The 21331-nt window shown below is 72.6% G+C and carries 20 protein-coding genes; 12 read left to right on the forward strand and 8 right to left on the reverse strand.

All coding sequences use genetic code 11. The annotated features are described in order from the left end of the window. Nucleotides 1–14 precede the first annotated feature (14 nt). Both ACFWRO_RS24505 and ACFWRO_RS24510 read left to right on the forward strand, forming a co-directional pair. Nucleotides 15–1181 (forward strand): acyl-CoA dehydrogenase family protein, encoded by a 1167-nt coding sequence (locus ACFWRO_RS24505; protein WP_384513244.1) that lies wholly within the window; start codon nt 15–17, stop codon nt 1179–1181. Further along, nucleotides 1181–1651, forward strand: coding sequence for a nitroreductase family deazaflavin-dependent oxidoreductase (locus tag ACFWRO_RS24510; RefSeq protein ID WP_384513245.1), 471 nt, complete (start codon nt 1181–1183; stop codon nt 1649–1651). The genes ACFWRO_RS24505 and ACFWRO_RS24510 overlap by 1 nt, the downstream gene beginning before the upstream one ends. A 251-nt stretch (nt 1652–1902) precedes the next feature. Here the strand turns inward: ACFWRO_RS24510 and ACFWRO_RS24515 are convergent, their stop codons facing one another. Then, a complete protein-coding gene (locus tag ACFWRO_RS24515) occupies nt 1903–2550 on the reverse strand; it encodes a TetR family transcriptional regulator (RefSeq protein ID WP_362013000.1) in 648 nt (215 codons plus the stop codon). A gap of 305 nt (nt 2551–2855) precedes the next feature. Here ACFWRO_RS24515 and ACFWRO_RS24520 point away from each other — a divergent pair, with 305 nt between their 5' ends. Both ACFWRO_RS24520 and ACFWRO_RS24525 read left to right on the forward strand, forming a co-directional pair. Continuing rightward, the gene (locus tag ACFWRO_RS24520; RefSeq protein WP_384513247.1) at nt 2856–3749 is read left to right on the forward strand and encodes a VOC family protein; all 894 of its coding nucleotides are present in this window, start codon (nt 2856–2858) and stop codon (nt 3747–3749) included. 103 nt (nt 3750–3852) lie between these two features. Beyond that, nucleotides 3853–6225 (forward strand): PQQ-binding-like beta-propeller repeat protein, encoded by a 2373-nt coding sequence (locus ACFWRO_RS24525; protein WP_384513249.1) that lies wholly within the window; start codon nt 3853–3855, stop codon nt 6223–6225. 69 nt (nt 6226–6294) lie between these two features. Here ACFWRO_RS24525 and ACFWRO_RS24530 read toward each other — a convergent pair whose 3' ends face one another. Further along, a complete protein-coding gene (locus tag ACFWRO_RS24530) occupies nt 6295–6966 on the reverse strand; it encodes a hypothetical protein (protein WP_384513251.1) in 672 nt (223 codons plus the stop codon). A gap of 120 nt (nt 6967–7086) precedes the next feature. On the opposite strand from ACFWRO_RS24530, the gene ACFWRO_RS24535 reads away from it, so the two are divergent. Further along, a complete protein-coding gene (locus ACFWRO_RS24535) occupies nt 7087–7653 on the forward strand; it encodes a hypothetical protein (RefSeq protein WP_384513253.1) in 567 nt (188 codons plus the stop codon). A gap of 16 nt (nt 7654–7669) precedes the next feature. Here ACFWRO_RS24535 and ACFWRO_RS24540 read toward each other — a convergent pair whose 3' ends face one another. Genes ACFWRO_RS24540 through ACFWRO_RS24550 form a run of 3 tightly spaced genes read right to left on the reverse strand, consistent with a single transcriptional unit; the run spans nt 7670 to nt 10027 of the window. Then, nucleotides 7670–8446 carry an enoyl-CoA hydratase/isomerase family protein gene (locus ACFWRO_RS24540; protein WP_384513255.1) on the reverse strand — a complete coding sequence of 259 codons (777 nt, stop codon included), beginning with the start codon at nt 8444–8446 and terminating at the stop codon, nt 7670–7672. Further along, the gene (locus tag ACFWRO_RS24545) at nt 8443–8868 is read right to left on the reverse strand and encodes a Zn-ribbon domain-containing OB-fold protein (RefSeq protein ID WP_384513256.1); all 426 of its coding nucleotides are present in this window, start codon (nt 8866–8868) and stop codon (nt 8443–8445) included. The genes ACFWRO_RS24540 and ACFWRO_RS24545 overlap by 4 nt, the downstream gene beginning before the upstream one ends. A 16-nt stretch (nt 8869–8884) precedes the next feature. Beyond that, nucleotides 8885–10027, reverse strand: a complete 1143-nt coding sequence (locus ACFWRO_RS24550; RefSeq protein ID WP_384513258.1) for a lipid-transfer protein — start codon at nt 10025–10027, stop codon at nt 8885–8887. 93 nt (nt 10028–10120) lie between these two features. On the opposite strand from ACFWRO_RS24550, the gene ACFWRO_RS24555 reads away from it, so the two are divergent. The 4 genes from ACFWRO_RS24555 (at nt 10121) to ACFWRO_RS24570 (ending at nt 13369) form a co-directional block, all read left to right on the forward strand. Continuing rightward, entirely contained in the window at nt 10121–11662 is a 1542-nt protein-coding gene (locus ACFWRO_RS24555) for a FadD3 family acyl-CoA ligase (protein WP_384513259.1), read from the forward strand. A gap of 244 nt (nt 11663–11906) precedes the next feature. After that, complete coding sequence (locus ACFWRO_RS24560) at nt 11907–12617, forward strand: hypothetical protein (RefSeq protein WP_384513261.1); 711 nt, start codon at nt 11907–11909, stop codon at nt 12615–12617. Between the two features lie 60 nt (nt 12618–12677). After that, entirely contained in the window at nt 12678–12977 is a 300-nt protein-coding gene (locus ACFWRO_RS24565; RefSeq protein ID WP_384513263.1) for a ribbon-helix-helix domain-containing protein, read from the forward strand. Beyond that, the gene (locus ACFWRO_RS24570; protein ID WP_384513265.1) at nt 12974–13369 is read left to right on the forward strand and encodes a hypothetical protein; all 396 of its coding nucleotides are present in this window, start codon (nt 12974–12976) and stop codon (nt 13367–13369) included. Before ACFWRO_RS24565 ends, ACFWRO_RS24570 begins: the two co-directional genes overlap by 4 nt. A gap of 258 nt (nt 13370–13627) precedes the next feature. Here the strand turns inward: ACFWRO_RS24570 and ACFWRO_RS24575 are convergent, their stop codons facing one another. Next, nucleotides 13628–13828, reverse strand: coding sequence for a hypothetical protein (locus tag ACFWRO_RS24575; RefSeq protein WP_384513267.1), 201 nt, complete (start codon nt 13826–13828; stop codon nt 13628–13630). A 204-nt stretch (nt 13829–14032) separates the two neighbouring features. Continuing rightward, entirely contained in the window at nt 14033–17014 is a 2982-nt protein-coding gene (locus ACFWRO_RS24580) for a BTAD domain-containing putative transcriptional regulator (RefSeq protein WP_384513269.1), read from the reverse strand. A 198-nt stretch (nt 17015–17212) separates the two neighbouring features. Here ACFWRO_RS24580 and ACFWRO_RS24585 point away from each other — a divergent pair, with 198 nt between their 5' ends. Continuing rightward, entirely contained in the window at nt 17213–18430 is a 1218-nt protein-coding gene (locus ACFWRO_RS24585; RefSeq protein ID WP_384513292.1) for an amidohydrolase family protein, read from the forward strand. Between the two features lie 68 nt (nt 18431–18498). On the opposite strand, the gene ACFWRO_RS24590 is transcribed toward ACFWRO_RS24585, so the two are convergent. Then, nucleotides 18499–19371 (reverse strand): hypothetical protein, encoded by an 873-nt coding sequence (locus ACFWRO_RS24590; protein WP_384513271.1) that lies wholly within the window; start codon nt 19369–19371, stop codon nt 18499–18501. A 228-nt stretch (nt 19372–19599) separates the two neighbouring features. Between ACFWRO_RS24590 and ACFWRO_RS24595 the strand changes: the two genes are divergently transcribed. Both ACFWRO_RS24595 and ACFWRO_RS24600 read left to right on the forward strand, forming a co-directional pair. Next, complete coding sequence (locus ACFWRO_RS24595) at nt 19600–20520, forward strand: TIGR03619 family F420-dependent LLM class oxidoreductase (RefSeq protein WP_384513272.1); 921 nt, start codon at nt 19600–19602, stop codon at nt 20518–20520. A 14-nt stretch (nt 20521–20534) separates the two neighbouring features. Next, nucleotides 20535–21296 carry an SDR family NAD(P)-dependent oxidoreductase gene (locus ACFWRO_RS24600; RefSeq protein WP_384513274.1) on the forward strand — a complete coding sequence of 254 codons (762 nt, stop codon included), beginning with the start codon at nt 20535–20537 and terminating at the stop codon, nt 21294–21296. The last annotated feature ends 35 nt before the right edge of the window (nt 21297–21331 follow it).

Raw genomic sequence — 21331 nt, forward strand, 5'->3', positions numbered from 1 at the left:
CGGAGGGGAGCACCATGGACACCGCCTTCACCGCGGAGCAGGACGAGATCCGCCGCACCCTGCGCGAACTGCTCGCCAAACGCTCCGGGCCCGCCGAGGTCCGTGCCGCCGTCGCCACCCCCGAGGGGTACGACACCGACCTGTGGAACCGGATGTCCGGCACCCTCGGACTGCCCGGGCTCGCCCTGCCCGAGGAGTACGGAGGGGTCGGCTGCGGCCCCGCCGAACTCGCCCTCGCCTGCGAGGAGACCGGCCGGGCCCTCGCCCCGTCCCCGCTCCTCGCCACCGCCCTCCTCGCCGCGCCCCTGATCCACGCCCTCGGCACCGGACCGCAGCGCGCCGACCTGCTGCCGCGCATCGCCGACGGCTCCCTGACCTGTGCACTCGCCGTCCCCGGCGGCTCGCTGGCCCTCGCCCTCGGCCTGACCGGCGACAACGGCTCCTGGGTCGCGGGCGGCGGGCGGGCCGGCGGCGTCCAGGCACGGGCCGCGGACGGCGGCTGGCAGCTGTACGGGGAGGCGACCCAGGTCCTCGACGGGCACAGCGCCGGGCTGCTCCTGGTCGCCGCCCACACCGGCGGCTTCGCGCGCAGCCGGACCCTGCTCTTCCTCGTACGGGCGGAGGTCGCCGGACTCGTCCGCGTACGGCAGCCCGCCCTGGACGCGACCCGCTCCCAGGCCTCGATCCAACTGCGGGACGTGGAGGCGGAGTTGCTCGGCGAGGAGCCGGTCGACGTGCTCGGGGCGCTCGCCGATACCGGGCGGTCGGTGGCCGTGGCGCTCGCGGCCGAGGCCGTCGGCGCGGCGCAGGCCGCCCTGGACCGCACGGTCGAGTACGTCGGCTCCCGCGAACAGTTCGGGCGGCCCGTCGGCTCCTTCCAGGCGGTCAAGCACCGGGTCGCCGACCTGTACGTCCAGGTGGAGGCGGCCCGCTCGCTGACGTACGGAGCCGCCCGCGAACCGGGAACGGGCGCCCTCGCCCTCGCCGCCGCCCTGGAGGCGCTGCGGACGGTGGCCGGCGAGACGATCCAGCTGCACGGCGGCATCGGCTTCACCTGGGAGCACGAGGCGCATCTGTACTTCAAGCGGGCGACGGCGGACGAGCTGCTCTTCGGGCCCGCGCGGCGGCTGCGCGAGCGGGCCGCCCAGGTGACAGGACTCTTCGGAGAGGTGGCGGCCTGATGCCCGTCGGCGTACGTCTGATGCAGAAGGTGTCGTCCACGAGGACGTTCGCGAAGGTCGCCCCGCACTTCATCCCCGCGATGGACCGGGCCGTGCACCGGCTGACCCGCGGCAAGGTGCTGCTCAGCGCCCAGATGCTGCCCGGGCTGATCCTCACGGCGAAGGGCGCCAAGTCGGGGCAGCCGCGGGTCACGCCGCTCGCGTGCATGCCCGAGCCGGCCGGGACCTGGCTCCTGATCGGCTCCAACTTCGGGCGGGACGGGCACCCGGCGTGGACCGGGAACCTGCTGAAACACCCCGACGTGGAGGTGAGTTGGCGCGGCGAGACGATCCCGGTGCGGGCGGAGCTGCTCGCGGGGGAGGAGCGGGCCGCCGCGTGGCGGGCCGCGCTCGGGTTCTGGCCGCCGTACGCGACGTACCAGGCACGGGTGGAGCGCGAGATCAGGCTCTTCCGGCTGACGAGGCGGTGACGGGCGGGGGTGTACCGGTGGCCCGGCCTCTCGCGATGCCCGGGGCGTACCGGCCCGGGGCTTACCGGCACAGGGCGTACCGGCCCGGGCGTACCCGTGGCGTCAGCCTCTCGCGATGCCCGGGCGTACCGGCCCGCGGCGTACCGCCTCCGGACAGGGGAACGCCGGCGGCGGTCTCGGGAAGAGGCCGCCGCCGGCGCGACAGGACGGACGAAGCGCGGGTACGGGGGTCTGCCGGCGAGCCGGGCGGGCTACTTCGTCGGCTTCTTGCCCGTGATCCCCAGGTGCACCAACAGCGCCAGGTTCGGCTTCAGTTCGGCCTGCTTCACGCCCCAGGTCTGGAACCCCTTCTGGTGGCCGGCCACCGAGGCCAGCATCGCCACCAGGGATCCCGCCATCGCCGCGGGGCTGACGTCCTTGTCGACCTTCCCCTTGGCCTGGAGGTCCTTCACCGCGTCCGTAAGGGAGTTGGTGACGGAGTTCAGGATCTTCATGCGGATCTTGTAGAACCGCTTGTCGCCCTCGGCGGCGCCGAGGTCCACGACCCGCAGGATCGCGTCGTGCCGGCGCCAGAAGTCCAGGAAGCCCTCGACCAGTTCCTCGGAGGTCTGCCAGCCGGCCTTCCCGACCCAGGAGCGGCCGGAGACCAGCTCGGTCAACGCGGCGCCCTCCTTGGCCATTTCCTCGGCGATCTCGAGGACGGCACCCTCGACGTCGGGGAAGTACTGGTAGAACGTCGCGGGGGAAGTGCCCGCCTTCCGGGCCACGTCGATGACCTTGACGTCCCGGTACGGCGAGGAGCTGAGCATCTCGCTGAGGCAGTCGAGCAGCTTCTGCCGCGTCGCCTGACCGCGTCGTCCGGCCACGCGGCCGTCGACGGTGCGTACTTGTCCTGTCATGCCGTCAGCTTACCGAGCAGTGATCGGCGCGCGATTCGGCCGACTGCAAATGGGGTGCACCCCCTCCGGGGCGGCACCCGGGTGGCCCCCCGGACCCCAGGAGCCCCGGGTGGCCCCAGGGCCCCAGGGCCCCAGGAGCCCCGGGGAGCCCGGCCGAGGGGTGCTCCACTCGAAAAGGCTTATTAACAGCCTGTGGACAACTTCGGTGGACAACTCCGTCGAGGCCGAGGCGAGCGCCTCCCTATATGGCGGTATGTTCGATTATGGGGCGTGCGGGGAGGGGTCCCGCGACCTAGCGTGGAGCCATGGCGGCATTCACAGAGGGCACCCCCTGCTGGGTGGAGGCACAGCTTTCCGACCTGGAGGCGGGGAAGCGGTTCTACCGCGAGCTCTTCGGCTGGACCTTCGACCCCGACCGCGACGAGGCCCTCAGTGACGGCAAGCGCGTCGCCGGGCTCGTACCGAAGAGCGACGGCCGGATGCCCACCACCTGGACCGTCTACCTCTCCACCGCGAACGCCGGCACGCTCGCCGCCCGGATCAGGAACGCCGGCGGCCAGATGATCATGGAGCCGTACCCCGTGGGCCCCTTCGGCGTCCTCGCGCTCGCCGCCGACCCCGGCGGGGCCGTGTTCGGACTGCGCCAGGCGGGCGACGACAACGGCTTCGAGAAGACGATGCTCCCCGGCTCCTTCTGCTGGATGGAGGTCTATACGAGGGAACGCGACGCGGTCGACACCTTCTACGCCTCCGTCTTCGGCTACCTCGGCCGCCAGGTGGAACCGGGCGAAGAGGGCAGGGAGAGCGACTTCGACTACCGCGTCTGGTCCCCGCCCGGCTCGCGCGCCGGCGACGACACCGCCTTCGGCGGCCGGGCCGTCCTCACCGACGCCTTCCCGGCCGCGATGCCGGGCCACGTCCTCGTCTACTTCGCCGTCGCCGACTGCGACGAGACCTGCGCGACGGCCGTCGCCCTCGGCGGCCGCGTCACGAACCCGCCTTTCGACACCCCCCACGGCCGCATCGCCGTCCTCCACGACAACCAGGGCGCCCGCTTCGCGATCCTCGCCGAACCGAAGGAACCGGAGGGAGAGGGCAACGCGGCGGACGAGCCCGCCTCCACCCCCGCCTCCACCCCCGCCCCCGAACCGGTCGAACCGGACGAAAGGCCCCCCGCCCCCTCCGGCGATATGCGCTGAGACACCCCGATCCGCCCCCGGGTTCGCAACCGGCGCCTCGGACAGGAAGAATCAGGGCCACGGGGCCGTACCCTCATGGCCCGTACGGGGAGGTGGCAGGCAAGTGGAGCAGCTGACGCAGCACGACCCGAGACGGATCGGGCCCTTCGAGGTGCTGGGCCGGCTCGGTGCAGGTGGCATGGGTCTCGTCTATCTCGCGCGCTCGGCCTCCGGGCGGCGCGTGGCGATCAAGACCGTGCGGACCGAGCTCGCCGAGGACCAGCTGTTCCGTGTCCGTTTCACCCGTGAGGTCGAGGCCGCCCGGGCCGTCTCCGGTTTCTACACGGCCGCCGTCGTCGACGCCGACCCGCGGGCCGCCGTGCCGTGGCTGGCCACCGCGTACGTCCCCGCGCCCTCCCTCGAAGAGATAGTGAACGAGTGCGGGCCGCTGCCGGCCCAGGCCGTCCGCTGGCTGGCCGCCGGGGTCGCCGAGGCCCTGCAGTCCATCCACGGCGCCGGTCTGGTCCACCGCGACCTGAAGCCGTCGAACGTCCTCGTCGTCGAGGACGGCCCCCGGGTGATCGACTTCGGTATCGCCTCGGGGGTCTCCAACACCCGGCTGACCATGACCAACGTCGCCGTCGGCACGCCCGCGTACATGTCGCCCGAGCAGGCCCGCGACTCGCGCAGCGTCACCGGCGCGAGTGACGTCTTCTCGCTCGGGTCCATGCTCGTCTTCGCCGCCACCGGGCACGCGCCGTACCACGGCGCCAACCCCGTCGAGACGGTGTTCATGCTGCTCAGGGAGGGTCCTGACCTGGAAGGGCTGCCGGACGAGCTGCGGCCGCTCATCGACTCCTGTATGCAGATGGACGTCTCGCGCCGCCCCACCCCGGCCGATCTGCAGGCCCAGCTCGCGCCGCATCTCTTCGGTCCGGGCAGCGACGACAGCGGTACGGCGTCGGCCTGGCTGCCGCAGTCGGCCGTCGAGATGATCGAGCGGCGCCGCGGCGGCCGGACCACCCTCCCGCCGCCCCCGGTCAGCCCGCCCACCCCGCCCCGCCCGCCCCGGCAGCCGCCGGAGTGGAGCGGCGACGGGCGCGGCGGCCAGGGCGGCGGCCGGCACGCGGGCTCTCCCGCCGAGGTCGGCGGTCCCGTACGGCTCGCGGGCGCCGGCGTCCAGATCGGCCCCGGTCTCCGGGTCGCCGACACCCGCGCCGCGCTCGGCCCGGTCGTCGACTCGAGCACCGCCACCGGCTGGATCCGCCCGCCCGGCGGCACGCACACCCACGAGCCGAGCCCCCAGCCGGACACCCGGCTGCCCGTACCCCCGCCGACGCCGGAGCCCGAGCCCGCGCACTGGCGGCCCTGGCGCTTCCGGATGTCCAACGACGTCTGGGGCACCCCGGTCGTCGCGGGCGACCTGCTCTACGTCACCTCCTTCGAGGTGCACGCCCTCGACGTGGCCAGCGGCCGCCGCCAGTTCAAGACGCGGGACGTCGCCTGGTCGATGGCCGTGGCCCAGGGCCGTATCCACGCCTCCGACGGGCCCACGCTCTACGCCCTCGACGCCACCGACGGCAGCGAGCGCTGGCGGCTCCAGACCGACGCCTGGGTGTACTCGCTCAAGGTCGACCGGGGCACGGTCGTCACCGGCACGCGCGGCGGCGGGGTCCAGGGCTGGGAGGCCTCCAACGGCGCCAAGCTGTGGGAGATCACCGGCGCGCAGACCGACTTCGAGACCCCGGAGGCGGGGCCCGCCGTGCACGGCGACACCGTGTACGTGTGGCGGGAGGCCCGGCTCCAGGCGCTCGACGCCCGTACGGGTGCGGAGCGCTGGTCGTACCCGGTCGGCGACGCCGCGTCCTGCGGCAACGTGCCGGTGCGGGTGGCTCCGGCGGAGGACGGCTGCGTGTACGTCGCGGCCGGTACGCGCGTGCTGTCGATCGACAACGCGGGCGGGCACGTCCGCTGGCACTTCGAGGCGCCCGCGGTCTTCCTCTCCCCGCCCGCCTTCGCCCCCGGTCCTGCCGTCACGGGCGGCGGGGTCTACCTCTCCGACTACCTCGGCACGGTGTACGCCCTGGACGCGACGACCGGCCAGGACCGCTGGCGGATCGCGACCGAGTCCCGCCAGTCCGGTGAGCCGGTGCTCGTCGTCAACGGGAACGTGCACGTCGGCAGCGGCAGCGCGCTGTACACGCTCGACGCGGTCACGGGCACGCCGAAGTGGCGGTTCGCGGCGGGCGGCGAGCTGATCGGCACGCCGGTGGTGGCCGACGGGCGCGTGCACTTCGGTTCGGCGGACCACGTCCTGTACACGCTGGACGCGGCGGGCGGCCAGCTGCGCTGGAAGCTGGCGACCGGCGGCGAGATCACGGGCTCGCCGGTGGCGCGGGCCGGGGTCGTGTACGCGTGCAGCAAGGACCGGTGCGTGTACGCGCTGGACGCGGTGAAGGGCACGGCCACGGGACGGGGCGCGGCGCCGAGGGTCTGACGCGGAGGGCATGACGGGCGTGACGCCCGGGGGCCTGAGGGCCTGAGGCCTGAGCCCGTACGCGAGGGCTCAGGCGCGGTCGTTCTGGCCCGGGCCGGGGGCCTTGCCCTGGTTCCAGTCCTGGCCCTGGTTCCAGTCCTGGACCTGGGTCCGGTCGCGGTCCCAGTCCGGGGCCTGTGTCGGGGGCCAGTCCTGCGCCTGCGTCCGGTCCCGGTCGGGATCCCAGGTGGGGACGCCCATCGTCCGGGTGGGCTCGCCGCCGTCCAGCGTGGGGTACGTGGGGCGCATCGGGTACGTCGGCTCCGGTTCCAGGGGCACGGTGTGGGCGCGTGTGCGGCCCGACATGACGAGTGCGCCGAGGAGCAGCAGGAGCCCGCCGCCGAAGGCGTTCGCGACGCCGATGCCGAGCCCCGTACCGTCCCCGCCGACCGTCAGGCTGCCCTCCGCCTGTCCGACGCGGACCATCCACAGGATGGTGAAGCCGAGCACGACGAGGCCGGCGAAGGCCACGAGCAGCCGGGAGCGCAGCACCACGCCGAGCAGGGTGACCAGGGCCGCGAAGGCGAACGGGAGCAGGATCGAGCCGATCACCTCCGCCTTCGCGTCGGTGATGCCGCCGAACAGGTCCTCGATGCGGTAGTCGCTGCCGTGACGGCCGTCGTACCAGGCACGGAAGGGGCTCCAGACGGCGGCCGTCGCTCCGGCGAGGGCCAGGACCGAGCCGATGATGTTGCGGACCATCGATCGGCCTCCTTACCGGTCCGGCTCTCGGTCTTGACGCTACGCCGGGTACGGGGGGCACGCCACGCGGCGCCGGCGAGACACCCACTAGGGTGGCGCGGACACGACAGAAGGAGCGCAATGGCAACGGGGACGGCGCGCCGCAGGGGGCTCAAGCTCGCGGCGACGCTCACAGTGGTGGTGCTCGCGCTGACGGGCTTCCAGACGAGCAAGAGCAGCGGCGGCAGCGGGGGCAAGAGCAAGAGCAGCGGTTCCGGAGGCGGCTGCTCCAGCTCCAAGAAGAAGAACAACGACTACGACTACGACGACAACAACGACCTCGGAAGTTCGAGCGGCGGCAGCGACTACACCACCGCGCCCACGCCGAGCGTCACGTCGTCCCCGACCTCCACGGTGGACGTGGTGGTCGTCGACTGTGTGAAGCCGGAGCAGAAGAAGCGGAAGGGCAAGCCGGCCCGTAAGGCGGACACGACGGCGACCCTGGAGATCACCTCGCGCGAGATCATGACCCAGACGTTCAAGGTCGAGGTCGACTTCGAGGGCTCCGGCGGGGTGGACGTCGACGAGGCGTCGAAGCTCGTGACGGTCGAGCCGGGCGAGACGAAGACCTTCGAGGTCGCGATGGCGAGCCCGAAGACGGTCGCGAAGGTGAAGACGTGCGCGGTCGACCGGGTGACGGAGCAGTGACCGAGCAGTAGCGGGGTCACCGCAGCCGGAAGCCGTCCCCCCGCCTGACGAACAGCTCGGACTGCCGCTGCGGCGGCAGGTTGCCGAGCGTGACCAGGTGCGGTGCGTGGGCGAGGGCCTGGGCGCGGGCGGCCTCCTTGGCCGACCAGAGCGCCCGGACCGTGCCCTGCACCGCCTCGGTCGGGTGGGACGCCACGACGGCGGCGGCGCGGCGGGCGGCGTCCAGCGCGCCGCCGTCCGCCGTCAGCTCGGAGACGAGGCCCGTCTCGTACGCGCGGCGGGCCGAGATCCGTTCGGCGCTGCCCATGAGCGCCATCCGGGCGATCTCCCCGTAGGGCATCTTCTGGGCCATGTGGATGGTCTCGAAGGCGCTGACCATCCCGTAGGTGGTGTGCGGGTCGAAGAAGGTGGCGCCCTCGCCGGCGACGAGGAACTCGGCCTCGCCGAGGAGGTAGAACGCGCCGCCGCAGGCCATGCCCTCCACGGCGGCGACGACCGGTTTCCACAGGTCGTTGGCCTTGGGGCCGATGGCGATCAGCGGGTCGTCGATCGTGTACGGGGAGGAGGGCTGCGGGACGCCCGTGGCGGCCGCCCGGTCGATGCCGGTGCAGAAGGCCCGCTGTCCGGCGCCGGTGACGACGGCCGCCCGTACGGTGTCGTCGAAGCGGAACTCCCGCCAGATCTCGCCCAGTTGGCGGGCCATGTCCAGGGTGATGGCGTTGTGCTTGTCGGCCCGGTCGAGGGTGACGACCGCGACGCCGGTCTCCTTGTCGCGTGCGACGGTGACGGTCATCCGCGCTCCAGGAGCCAGCGCGGCACGGCCATGCCGTCGATCTCGGTGAACGCCACCTTCACGCCCGCCCCGATCCGCAGCCGCGCCGGGTCGACGGAGTCGAGGGCCGCGTCCGGGGTGGCGACGACGTTGCCGACGAGCCGGATGCGGGGCGCCTCGGCGAGTTCGACGACGACGGCGTTGTACGGGGCCTGGGCGGCGTAGTCGGGCAGCAGCGGCGGGTGGGGCAGGACGTACGACCAGATGCGGCCGCGCCCGGACATCAGCCGCCACTCGGCGGCGAAGGACTGGCAGTGCGGGCAGCAGGGCCGGGGCGGGAAGCGCAGTTCGCCGCAGCCGGCGCAGCCCTGGATCCGCAGCTCGCCACGGGCGGCGTACTCCCAGAAGGGCGCGCCGTCCTCGTCCACGACAGGCGTCAGCATGGTGGAACTCAACTCCTCAGGCTCGCAGCAGGATGGCCGATGTGGGGACGCCCTCGCCGGCGGTGACCAGGCAGGTCGAGGCGTCGGGGACCTGGGCGGTGGAGGTGCCCCGGAGCTGCTTCACGCCCTCGTTGATGAGGTTGAAGCCGTGGACGTACGCCTCGCTGAGGCCGCCGCCGCCGGTGTTGATGGGCAGCCGGCCGCCGATCTCCAGTGCGCCGCCCTCGGTGAACGCGGCGCCCTCGCCGCGCTCGCAGAAGCCGTAGCCCTCCAGGGAGAGCGGGATGAGCGGGGTGAACGCGTCGTAGATCTGGGCGACGTCGACGTCCTGGGGGCCGAAGTCGGCCTGCTTCCACAGGTGTCGGGCGGCGGTCCAGGCGGGGCCGGTGAGCGGGTCGTCGTTCCAGTAGTTGACCATGCCGTGGTGCTGGGCGGGCAGGCCCTGGGCGGCGGAGTGGACGTACACGGGCTTCCGGCGGCAGTCGCGGGCCCGCTCGGCGCTGACGATCACGCAGGCCAACGCCCCGTCGGTCTCCAGGCAGTTGTCGAAGAGGCAGAGGGGCTCGCTGATCCAGCGGGCGGTCATGTACATCTCGCGGGTCAGCGGGCGTTCGTACATGATCGCGGCCGGGTTCTGGTTGGCGCGGTTGCGGCAGGCGAGGGCGACGTTGAAGAGGTGGTCGCGGGTCGCTCCGTACTCGTGCATGTAGCGCCGGGCGAGCATGCCGATCTCGTCGGTGGGGCGCAGCAGTCCGAAGGGGCGGGTCCACTGGCCGGGGGTGGGCAGCTGGGCGGCGGTGTTCTTCCAGGGCCGGGGCCCGCTGCCGCGCTTGCGCGAGCGCCAGGCGACGCCGACGCTCGCCTGCCCGGTGGCGACGGCGGCGGCGAGGTGCCCGACGGTCGCGCAGGATCCACCTCCTCCGTACCCGATCTTGGAGAAGAAGGTGACGTCCCCGGCGCCGATGGCCTTGGCGACCTCGACCTCGTCGGTCTCCTCCATCGTGTACGAGGCGAAGCCGTCGACCTCGGAGGGGGCGATCCCGGCGTCGTCGAGAGCGGCGAGGATCGCCCGGCAGGCGAGGGTCTTCTCCGACTCGGGGAGCTGTTTGGCGAACGGCGTCTCTCCGATGCCGACGATGGCTGTGCGGTCCTTGAGCACACGACCCCCTCGCTCGTCCTCACTGCTGACAGCGCGTCAGGCTACAGCTAATCTGACGGATAGTCAGCTACGGGTGCGGCGGGAGGGGCGGTTATGCGCGGTGACCTGGAGTGGGGCTCCATAGCGGGCCTGGTGCGCGCGGCGGCCGAACGGTACGGGACGGCGGAGGCGGTCGTCGAGGGCCGTAACCGGGTCTCGTACGAGGAGTTGGGCGCGCGGGTCGAACGGGCGGCGGCCGCCTGCATGGCGGCGGGCGTGGAGCGGGGCGACCGGGTCGCGATCTGGGCGCCGAACACGCTGGACTGGATCGTCTCGGCGCTCGGCGCGGTGACGGCGGGCGCGGTGCTCGTCCCGTTGAACACCCGCTTCAAGGGCACGGAGGCGGCGTACGTCCTCTCCAGCTCCCGGGCGAAGCTGCTCTTCATCACCGGCACGTTCCTGGGTACTTCGTACGTCGCGTCCCTGCGCCGTGCGGAGGTCGAACTCCCGGACCTGGAGCGGGTGGTGGTGCTCGGCGAGACCGCCCCGGACGACTACGTGACGTGGAAGTCCTTCCTCGCGGAGGGCGACGGGGTGAGCGGGGCGGCGGTCCGGGCGCGGGCGGACTCCCTCGATCCCTCCGCCCCCTCGGACATCATCTACACCTCGGGGACGACGGGTGCGCCGAAGGGCGCGGTGATCACGCACGCCCAGACCCTGCGCTGCTACGCGATCTGGTCGGAGCTGGCGGGCCTGCGCGAGGGCGACCGCTACCTCATCGTGAACCCCTTCTTCCACACGTTCGGCTACAAGGCCGGGATCATCGCGTGCCTGATGCGGGGCGCGGTGATGATCCCGCAGCCGGTCTTCAACGTGGACACGGTCCTCGCCAACATCGCGGCGGAACGGATCTCGGTGCTGCCGGGCCCGCCGACGCTGCACCAGTCGATCCTGGACCACCCGTCCCGTACGTCCCACGGACTCTCGGCGCTGCGGCTGGTCGTCACGGGCGCGGCGGTGGTGCCGCTGCGGCTTGTGGAGCGGCTGCGGGGGGAGCTGGGCGTGGGCACGGTCCTGACGGCGTACGGACTGTCCGAGGCGAGCGGGATCGTGACGATGTGCCGCCGGGGGGACGCGCCGGAGGTCGTCGCGACGACCTCCGGCCGGCCGATCCCGGACACGGAGGTCCGGCTCTCGCCGGCGGGCGAGGTCCTGGTGCGCGGCCACAACGTGATGAGCGGCTACTTCGAGGACGAGGCGGAGACGGCCCGCGCGATCGACGCGGACGGCTGGCTGCACACGGGCGACGTGGGCGTCCTGGACGAGGCGGGGAACCTGCGGATCACGGACCGGATCAAGGACATGTTCATCGTGGGCGGCTTCAACGCCTACCCGGCGGAGATCGAGCAACTCCTGGGCCTGCACCCGGACATCGCCGACGTCGCGGTCATCGGCGTCCCGGACACCCGGCTCGGCGAGGTCGGCAAGGCCTTCGCGGTCCGGCGGGCGGGGGCGACGGTGACGGCGGACGACCTGATCGCGTGGGCGCGGCGGGAGATGGCGAACTACAAGGTCCCGAGGGCGGTGGAGTTCGTGGGGGAGCTGCCGAGGAACGCGAGCGGGAAGGTGGTGAAGGGGGTGCTGCGGGGGCGGTAGGGGGCGGTGGGGCCGGCGGGCGGCGCGCTGCAACCAACACCGGTCGAGTACACGTCATATGGGCAGGCGTCAGCCGAACGAGCACGGCAAGCACGAAGCGCGAAGCACGACGAGCACGACGGGCGGGGTGGGTGGGGCGGCCGGGGTCCGGAGGCACGGCGACCCCGGACACCGCTCGCGTACGTCCGTCCCGCCCTGAGCACCGCGTCCGTCCCCGTCCCCAGCACCACACAGCCTTCACCCCTTGGAGCAGCAGGTGTCGTCGCCCGAGTTCCCTCTCACGCTCTCCCCGCAGCAGGCCGCCACAGGCGTGATCATCACCGTCCAGCTGCCGACCGGCCCCACCAACGTCTCCGTGCCGCCGTGCCGCCACGGCGACCTCGTCCCGGCGCGCACCGCCGACGGCACGGTGATCCAGCTGCGCATCAGCGTCAACCTCTTCGCCGGCTCCGCCCCGCAGTCGGCGGCGCCCCCGCGCAAGTCCGGGATCCTCGGCTGCGTCGTGCCGCTCGTCGTCGCGGGCGTGATCGGGTTCCTGATCTTCTCGAACAACGACAGCGACAGCACGGACAACGCGGGCGGCGGCAGCACGACCGCGCCCTCGCCGAGCTTCTCGTCCGAGAACCCGCTCGACTCGACGACCGCGCCGACCCCGGACCCCACCCAGACGACCGAGCCGGCGCCTGACCCGTACACGAAGGGCACGTGCCTCAACGGCGAGCTCCCGAACTCCGAGACCGCGCAGAGCGTCTCGGGCGTGGAGGAGGTCTCCTGCTCGGCGTCGGACGCGCACTACAAGGTGATCCAGACGTTCCCGCTGACCTCGGACCTGAACAAGTGCAACAGCAACTCGAAGACCGAGTACGCCTTCTCCCACCGCTACACCATCAACGGCGCGACGATCAACGAGTACGTCTACTGCCTGGTGGGCCTCGGCTCGTACGCGCGGAACTGACGCCTGCGATCACCCTCGCGAGTGATGCCGGTCACTCGCGAGGGCGGTATGGTGGGCGGTATGGCAACCAAGAAGTACACGGTCACCCTGCCGGAGGAGCTGGCGGAGGAGATCCGTGCCGAAGTAGGCCCGGGCGGCTTCAGCGCGTACGTCACGCACGCCATACGGCGGCAGCGGGAGCAGGACCGGTTGGGGGAGCTCGTCGCCTGGATGGAGGAGGAGTACGGGCCCGTCACCGACGAGGAGCTCGCTGCCGCCGAGGCGGAACGGCGCGAGATCGAGCGCTGGCACGAGGAGCGGGAAGCGCGCGAGCGCGCTGAGGCTGAGACTTCGGCGGCGCCGCGGGCGGATGCCGCGTGAGCGACATCTGCTACGTCTTGGACAGTGAGGGACTGTCCAAGTCGGTTCTGGGCGATCCGGGCATGAAGGCCCGCTTGAAGGACGCCCACCGCACCGGTGCCCGGGTCGTGACAAGCTCGATGACGCTGATCGAGGCGTACCACGACCGAGTCCCGTACGCGGCGTGGAAGTGGTTCCTCTCCCGCATCGTGGTCGAACCGGTCACCGAGGAGGTGGCCGCTGCGGCGATCTCCTTGCTGAGGAACGCGGGCCTGCACGGCCACAAGTACGCCATCGACGCGGCGCTCGCGGTCATCGCGGGGCGGCAGCGGGGGCTGGTCACGGTCTATACGTCGGACGAGGACGACATGCGGAAGCTGTGCGCCCCGAACGTGCTGGTCCAGGCCGTCTAAGCGGGCGGTCACCACCAGCGTGCCCACACCGGAGGGGCCGGGCGATTGCCCGGCCCCTCCGTCTTGCGTGTCCGGTCGCGGCGCGGTTCGCGCTCTGTCCTTCGGGTCCCCCCGGGCCCGATGGACGTCCCCCGAGTGCGTGCGCTGCTCGCTTCCGGACGGTTACGGCCTCGGCGACTCCCCCGTCGGTGCCGCCGCGGCCGTCCCCGGCAAGAGCCGGCCCCCGTCCCCCGTTCCCCCGTGGGCCGGCTCGGCTCTCTACTTGAGCGGCTCGCCCGTCGCGTGGGAGTCCAGCGGCTTGATGGGCGACCCCGTGGCGTGCGAGTCCATGGTCGTGATCTCCTCGCCGGTGGCGTGGGAGTCGAGCGGCTTGATGGGCGCGCCCGTGGCGTGCGAGTCCATGGACGCGATGTCCTCGCCGGTCGCGTGCGAATCCGTGGGCTTGACGTTGTCGGCCATGGAGCCAGCTCCTGAAGTCGTTGGGCACTGTGGGACTGTGGGACGTACGCCCGGCAATTCCCCCGAGGACCGCCGGGCGGACGTCCAGGGCCGATCACCTTAACGGTGGGGCCACGTGTCGAACCGCCTGCCCCCCGACGGGACGGGTCGATGAGGACGATCCTGCCGTGCGGCGATAAACGATTGATGAACGACCCGTCCGGGTCAGGCAACCGCCGCCGGCCGCAGCAGCAGGCGCACGTCCTGGGCCTCCGGCGAACCGAGGCCCTCGAAGACCGCGAGGGCGTCGCTCCAGCACGCGCGCGCCCGGTCCGTCTGCCCGAGAGCCGTGAGGCCCCGGCCCAGCACGGTCAGCACGTTGGCCCTGCGCCACTCCCCGCCTATGCCGTGCAGCACGGACAGCGCCTGCTCGGAATGGGCGGCCGCGGCCGCGTACCGGCGCTCGGCGAGGTGGACCTCGGCGAGCCGGAACAGGGTCATCCCGTGCCACAGTTGCTGCCGGCTCTCCTGGAAGACGCTGAGCGCCTCGGTGAGCACCGCACGGGCCTGCACGGTCTGCCCCGACGCCGTCAGCGCGAGGCCCAGGGCGTACTTGCCGTTGGCCAGCCGCAGGGCGAGCCCGGTGTCCGCCTCCTGGTAGAGCACGATGCCCTGCGTCGCCAGTTCGACGGCGCTCGCGACGCGTCCCGTCGCGAGGTGGACGCGCGACAGATTGCACAGCGCGCTCGCCTCGCCGGGCTTGTTCGCGTCGAGCCGGAACGCGTCCCGTGCCTGGGAGAGATGGGTCTCCGCGTCCACGTGACGGTTCTCGTACAGGGCCAGGATGCCGCGCTCGTTCGGCGCGTTCCCCCCGGTCCACGGGTCCCCGGACGCCTGCCCGAGGTCCATCGCGAGCCGGGCCTCCTCGTCGGCCTCGTCGAACCGCCCGGCGGTGCTGTAGACCTGGCTGAGCGTGGTGCGCGCCCGGCCCTCGGAGCGGGCGTCCCCGAGCTTCCGTGCCGCGTTCCGCGCGGCCACCGCCGCCACCTCGTACCGCAGGGCGTTGACCCCCGACTCGGCCAGGTCCTTCGTGGCCATCAGGAGGTCGACGGCCCGGCGCAGGGAGCCCGACGCCAGGGACTGCTGGGCGCAGGCCAGGACGCAATCGGCCTCGGCGTGCAGCCAGTCGAGGGCCACGGCGTGGTCCGAGAACTCCAGGCCGGCGTGGTCGGTGGCCTCCAGATGCGCCACGGTCCGGTCCCCCGGGCGCTCGATCGCGTACACCCGGGCCGCCGTCGACAGATAGAAGTCGAGGAGGCGCGACAGGGCCCTCTCGCGTTCCGTCGGGGGCTCTTCGTCCCGCTCCGCGCATGCACGCGCGTAGAGGCGTACGAGGTCGTGGTAGCGGTAGCGGCCCGGGGCGGCGGACTCCAGGAGGGAGGTGTCGACCAGGGCCTCCAGGAGGTCCTCCGTGGCGTGGAGTTCCAGGTCGAGGACGGCCGCGGCCGCCGCGAGGGAGATGTCCGGGCCGTCCGCGAGGCCCAGCAGGCGGAAGGCGCGGGCCTGGGCCGGCTCCAGCTGGCCGTAGCCGAGCTCGAAGGTCGCTTTCACCGCGAGGTCGCCCGCCTGGAGCTCGTCCAGGCGGCGCCGCTCGTCCGCGAGCTTGGCCGCCAGGACGGCCACCGTCCACGTGCGGCGCGCCGCCAGGCGCGAGGCGGCGATACGGATCGCCAGCGGGAGGAAGCCGCAGGCGGCGACCACGTCCAGGGCCGCCTCGCGCTCCGCCGAGACGCGCTCCTCGCCGACGATCCGGGTGAAGAGCTGCAGCGCCTCCTCCGGGGACATCACGTCCAGGTCCACCAGGTGCGCCCCCGCCAGGTCCACCATCCGGATCCGGCTGGTCACGAGCGCCGCGCAGCCCGCCGTGCCCGGCAGCAGCGGCCGGACCTGGGCCGCGTCCCTGGCGTTGTCGAGCAGCACCAGGACCCGGCGGCCGTCGAGCGTGGAGCGGTACAGCGCAGCCCGCTCCTCCAGCGAGTCGGGGATCGCCGAGTCCGGTGTCCCGAGGGCCCGCAGGAAGGCGCCCAGGACCGTCTCGGGCGCCGCCCAGCGGGAGCCGGCGCCCTGGAGGTCCACGTACAGCTGGCCGTCGGGGAAGTGCGGGCGGGCCTCGTGCGCCACGTGCACCGCGAGCGTCGTCTTGCCGACGCCGCCGATGCCCGCGAGCGCCGAGACGGCCATCACGGAGCCCTCGGCGGTCGCCAGTTGGTCGCCCAGCTCCCGTACGAAGGAGGCGCGGCCGGTGAAGTCGGGGACGGTCGCCGGGAGTTGCGCGGGCCGGGCCACGGTCGGCGCGGGCGCGGACTCCTCGACCGGGCGGGCCAGTTCGGCGTCGGCCCGCAGGATCCGCTGCTGGAGGCGGGACAGCTCCGGGTTCGGGTCGACGCCCAGCTCGTCGGCGAGGAGCCGGCGGGTGTCCGCGTACACGGCGAGGGCCTCGGCCTGCCGGCCGCTGCGGTAGAGCGCCAGCATGAGGAGCTCGCGCAGCCGCTCCCGCAGCGGGTGCGCCGCCGTGAGCGCGGTCAGCTCGGAGACGGCCTCCGCGTGCGCGCCCGCCTCCAGGTCCAGGTCGAGCCGGGTCTCCAGGAGCTGGAGCCGCCACTCCTCCAGGCGCGTGCGCTGCGTCTCGGCGTACGGCCCCGGTACGGAGGCCAGCGCCTCGCCGTCCCAGAGCCCGAGGGCCTTGTTCAGCCGCGACCGGGCCGCCGTGCGGTCACCGGCCCCGCGCAGCTTGTCGGCCTCGGCGGCCAGGTCCTGCGCGACGTTCAGGTCGAGCGCACCGGAGTGGGCGGTGCGGATGGCGTAGCCGCCGGACTCGGAGGCCAGCACCCCGGGGTTCAGGATCTTGCGCAGCCGCGAGGCGTACGTCCGTACCGCCGCGAGGGCCTGCGAGGGCGGTTCGTCGCCCCAGATGCCGTCGATCAGCTCGCCGGCCGTGGCCGTCCGCCCGTCGCGCAGCAGGAGCGCGGCGAGCAGGGCACGTTGCTGGGGCGAGCCGGAGGGCAGGGCCTCGCCGTCCCGCCAGGCACGCACCGGGCCGAGCACACCGAAGCGCAGGTCGTGACCGACATCGTCGTGACCGACGACGCCGGGACCTGTCGACGGAGCGCGCTGCTCCGGAACTCGCGGGCCGTTCGCACGGTCCATAGCTCCCCCTGCCCGTACCGCTGGTTTCGCCCAAGACAGTCTGCCTTGTCCGGAGGGGGCGCGTCAGCATCGGGTGACTGTCTGCACAAGTCCTGCCCCATGATCCGACAGGTTCCGGCCGACGAGACGGTCGCCGGAACCCGCTCGTACGCGCACAAGGAGCTGACGGGTCGTCAGATCAGCGCTACCGTGAAACGCATGGAGACCTTCCCGAAGATCATCTCGGTGGACGACCACACCGTGGAGCCGCCTCACGTCTGGCGGGACCGGCTCCCGTCCAGGTACCGCGACACCGGCCCCCGGATCGTCCGCGCGCCCCTGAAGGAAATGACCTTCCTCGGCGGCAAGTTCGCGCCCGTCATGGGCGCCAAGGGCGACGACGGGCCGATCGGCGACTGGTGGGTGTACGAGGACCTGCACCGGCCGCTCACCCGCCTCGACACCGCCGTCGGCTACGACCGGGACGAGATCAAGCTCGAGGTCATCACCTTCGAGCAGATGCGCCCCGGCTCGTACTCCGTGCCCGACCGGCTCGCGGACATGGACGTCAACCACGTCCAGTCCGCCCTCTGCTTCCCCACCTTCCCGCGCTTCTGCGGGCAGACCTTCACCGAGGCCAGCGACCGCGAACTCGGGCTCCTCGGCATCCGCGCCTACAACGACTGGATGGTGGAGGAGTGGTGCGGGCCCGAGGCCCACGGACGCCTGATCCCGCTCACCCTCATCCCGCTCTGGGACGCCGACCTCGCCGCCGAGGAGGTACGCAGGAACGCCGCCCGGGGCGTGCGCGCGGTCGCGTTCTCCGAGATACCCCCTCACCTCGGGCTCCCCTCCGTCCACACCGACTACTGGGACCCCTTCCTGCGCGCCTGCGACGAGACGGGCACGGTCGTCGCCATGCACATCGGCTCCTCCAGCCGGATGCCGTCCACCTCCGCCGACGCCCCGCCGGCCGTCGGCTCCACGATCACCTTCGCCAACTGCTGCTTCTCGATGGTCGACTGGCTGATGAGCGGCAAGTTCGAGCGCTTCCCCAACCTGCGGATCATGTACGCGGAGGGCCAGATCGGCTGGATTCCGTACATCCTCGAACGCGCCGACGTGGTGTGGGAGGAGAACCGGGGCTGGGGCGGCGTGGCCGAGAAGGTGCTGCGCCCGCCGTCGGAGCTCTTCGCCGAGCACGTCTACGGCTGCTTCTTCGACGACGCCTTCGGCCTGAAGAACCTCGACGCGATCGGGGCCGGGAACGTCCTCTACGAGACGGACTACCCGCACTCCGACTCCACCTGGCCCAAGTCGCGCGAGGTCGGCGAGGCCCAGATGGGGCACCTGGCCCCGGACGTCGTCGAGCGGATCGTGCGCGGCAACGCGATCGAGCTGCTCGGGCTGTCGGCGGAGGGGCTCTGGGTGCCGTAGCGGTACATGGGTGAGGCCGCCACCCCCGAGCGGAGTGGCGGCCTCACAGGTCCGTGCGGATCAGCGGCTCAGCCGAAGCGGACCGACGAGATCGCGTTGTCGAAGCCGATCGACGCGAGGTCGGCGATGTTGCCGCTCACCGACTTCGACGTGCCCTTGCAGTCCCTCTCCGTCCAGATCTTCACCGTGCCGCTCGCCTGCAGCGAGGACGCGCTGTCGTCGCGCCCCACGTTCTGGCAGCCCGTGCCGGCCAGGCCCTCCGAGGGGTCGCCGAAGTTCTTCTCGTCGGAGAGGGTGACGCTGCTCTTCCCGCCGGCGGGCGCGCTCGCGCCGCCGCCGGCCTTCTTGCCGTCCGGGGTCACGCCGAACCAGGTGCCGCCGACGCCCTGGCCGTTGGTGTCGCCGGGCCGCAGGTCCTTGTTGAAGCGGTAGACGGGCCAGCCGCCGACGGTGACCTGGAGCTTGCCGTCGTCCCGCTTGACGACGCCCACGTCGGACTTCTTGACGCCGTCGATGAAGATCCGCCCGCCGGGCGCGACGACCACCGGAGGCCAGGTGGTCGCGCAGGCGCCGTTGCAGGTGGCCTTCGACGGGTTCGCGGTGTCGTTGTCGAAGCGGTAGAGCGTGAAGCCCGCGCCGTTGACGACGACCGGCGAGAGCGCGCCCGCGCTCGCGGCGCTCAGCTGCACCCACTTCTGCGGCTTGCCGGGCGAGTTGGCCCAGTCGCCGGTCTTCGGCTGGGCCTTGTTCTGCTTGGCGGTGCCGCTGAGGGAGGTGAACTCCGAGGAGGCGGCGGGGGCGGCGGAGCTGGTGCCGCTCGCCGCGGGCTTGTCCGCCGCCTTGTCCGTCGCCTTGTCCTCCGTACCGCCGCCGCACGCGGTGAGCAGGAGCGCGGCCGCGGTGGTGACGGCGGCGATCGTTCCGAGGCGCTGGATCTTCATGGTTCCCCCTGTGTGGTGCGGGCGTCGATGCCCTTCGTGTGCTGCCTTCGAGGGGGAGTACGGGGGCGGCCGCGGGGGTCACTCAGCCGGTTACGGCTCCGAGACATGCCCGGAACGGTTCCGGGATCTCGTCACCGCACGGCCCTTGTCTGATGCACCGTCAGACGCAAGCATGAGACCCGCCGATCCATATGACGAATCGTCAGATCAAGAGCAGGGGGTCCCATCATGGTGGTCTACGGGATGCAGCTCCCGGTCCAGTCGCAGAGCACCCTCTACGCCGAGCCCTGGGAGGCCGACGCGGGCCCCGCCGACCTGCTGGAGATCGCCCGCGTCGCCGACCGCACCGGCTTCGACTACATCGCGAGCTGCGACCACGTCGCCATCCCGCGCCGGCTCGCCGGGCCTATGGGCACCATCTGGTACGACCCGGTCGCCACCCTCTCCTTCCTGGCCGCCGCGACCGAGCGCGTCCGGCTGCTCTCGCACGTCGCCGTCGTCGGCCTGCGCCACCCGCTGGTGTCGGCGAAGGCGTACGCGACCCTCGACCACCTCTCCGGCGGCCGCCTGGTCCTCGGGGTCGGGGCCGGGCACGTCCAGGAGGAGTTCGAGGCGGTCGGCGCGGACTTCGTGCGCCGGGGCCCGGTCCTCGACGAGACGATCGACGCGCTGCGGGCGGCCCTCGGGCCCGAGGAGTTCCCGGAGCACGCGGGGGAGCGGTTCGCCTTCAAGGACCTCGGGCAGCGGCCCCGGCCCGCCCAGGCGCGGGTGCCGGTCTGGGTCGGCGGCTCGTCGCCCGCCGCCGTGCGCCGGGCCGCGGTCAAGGGCGACGGCTGGCTGCCGCAGGGCGACCCGAGGGAGAAGCTGGCCGTCCAGATCGCCCGCCTCAAGGCGCTCCGCGAGGAGGCCGGTGTCGCGGACCCGATCACCGTCGGGGCGATCACCGAGGCGCTGTACGTGGGCGAGGCGGGCTGGGAGCTCGGCCGGCGCACGCTGTCCGGCAAGCCGGAGGCACTGGCGGAGTCGCTGAACGCGTACGGCGCGATGGGCGTGCACCAGATCCAGGTGCGGTTCCGCTCCCGGAGCCGTACCGAACTCACCGATCAGATGGCGGCGTTCGCCGCCGAGGTCGCCCCCCACCTGAGCTGAGGAGTTGGACCGACATGGGCAAGCTGGACGGGCGGGTCGTCGTCGTCACGGGCGCGGCGCGCGGGCAGGGCGAGCAGGAGGCGCGGCTCTTCGCGGCGGAGGGGGCGCGGGTGGTCCTCGGGGACGTGCTCGACGCGCCGGGCGAGGCGCTGGCGAAGGAGCTGGGGGAGGAGCGGGCGGTCTACGTCCACCTCGACGTCACGAAGGAGGAGGACTGGGCGGCGGCGGTGGCGGTCGCCAAGGAGCGCTTCGGGCGGATCGACGGCCTGGTGAACAACGCCGGGATCCTGCGCTTCAACGAGCTGGTGTCCACCCCGCTGGAGGAGTTCCAGGCGATCGTCCAGGTCAACCAGGTGGGCTGCTTCCTGGGGATACGGACGGTCGCGCCCGAGATCGAGGCGGCGGGTGGCGGCACGATCGTCAACACGGCGTCGTACACCGGGCTGACGGGCATGGCGGGCGTCGGCGCGTACGCCGCCACCAAGCACGCGGTGCTGGGGCTCACCCGGGTCGCGGCCCTGGAGCTGGCGGCGAAGAGGATCCGGGTCAACGCGGTCTGCCCGGGGGCGATCGACACCCCGATGAGCAATCCGGAGGGCGTGGACCCGGAGGCGACGGCGGGGCTGTACCAGAAGCTCGTGCCGATGGGGCGGATCGGGAAGCCGGAGGAGGTGGCGGCGCTCGCGCTCTTCCTGACCGCGGAGGACTCCTCGTACATCACGGGTCAGCCGTTCGTCGTCGACGGCGGCTGGCTGGCGGGCGTGACGCTGTTCTGACGGCTCGTCAGCTATTGACTGACCCGCCGTGCGGT

Source organism: Streptomyces sp. NPDC058579, assembly GCF_042718575.1.
Taxonomy (GTDB): domain Bacteria; phylum Actinomycetota; class Actinomycetes; order Streptomycetales; family Streptomycetaceae; genus Streptomyces.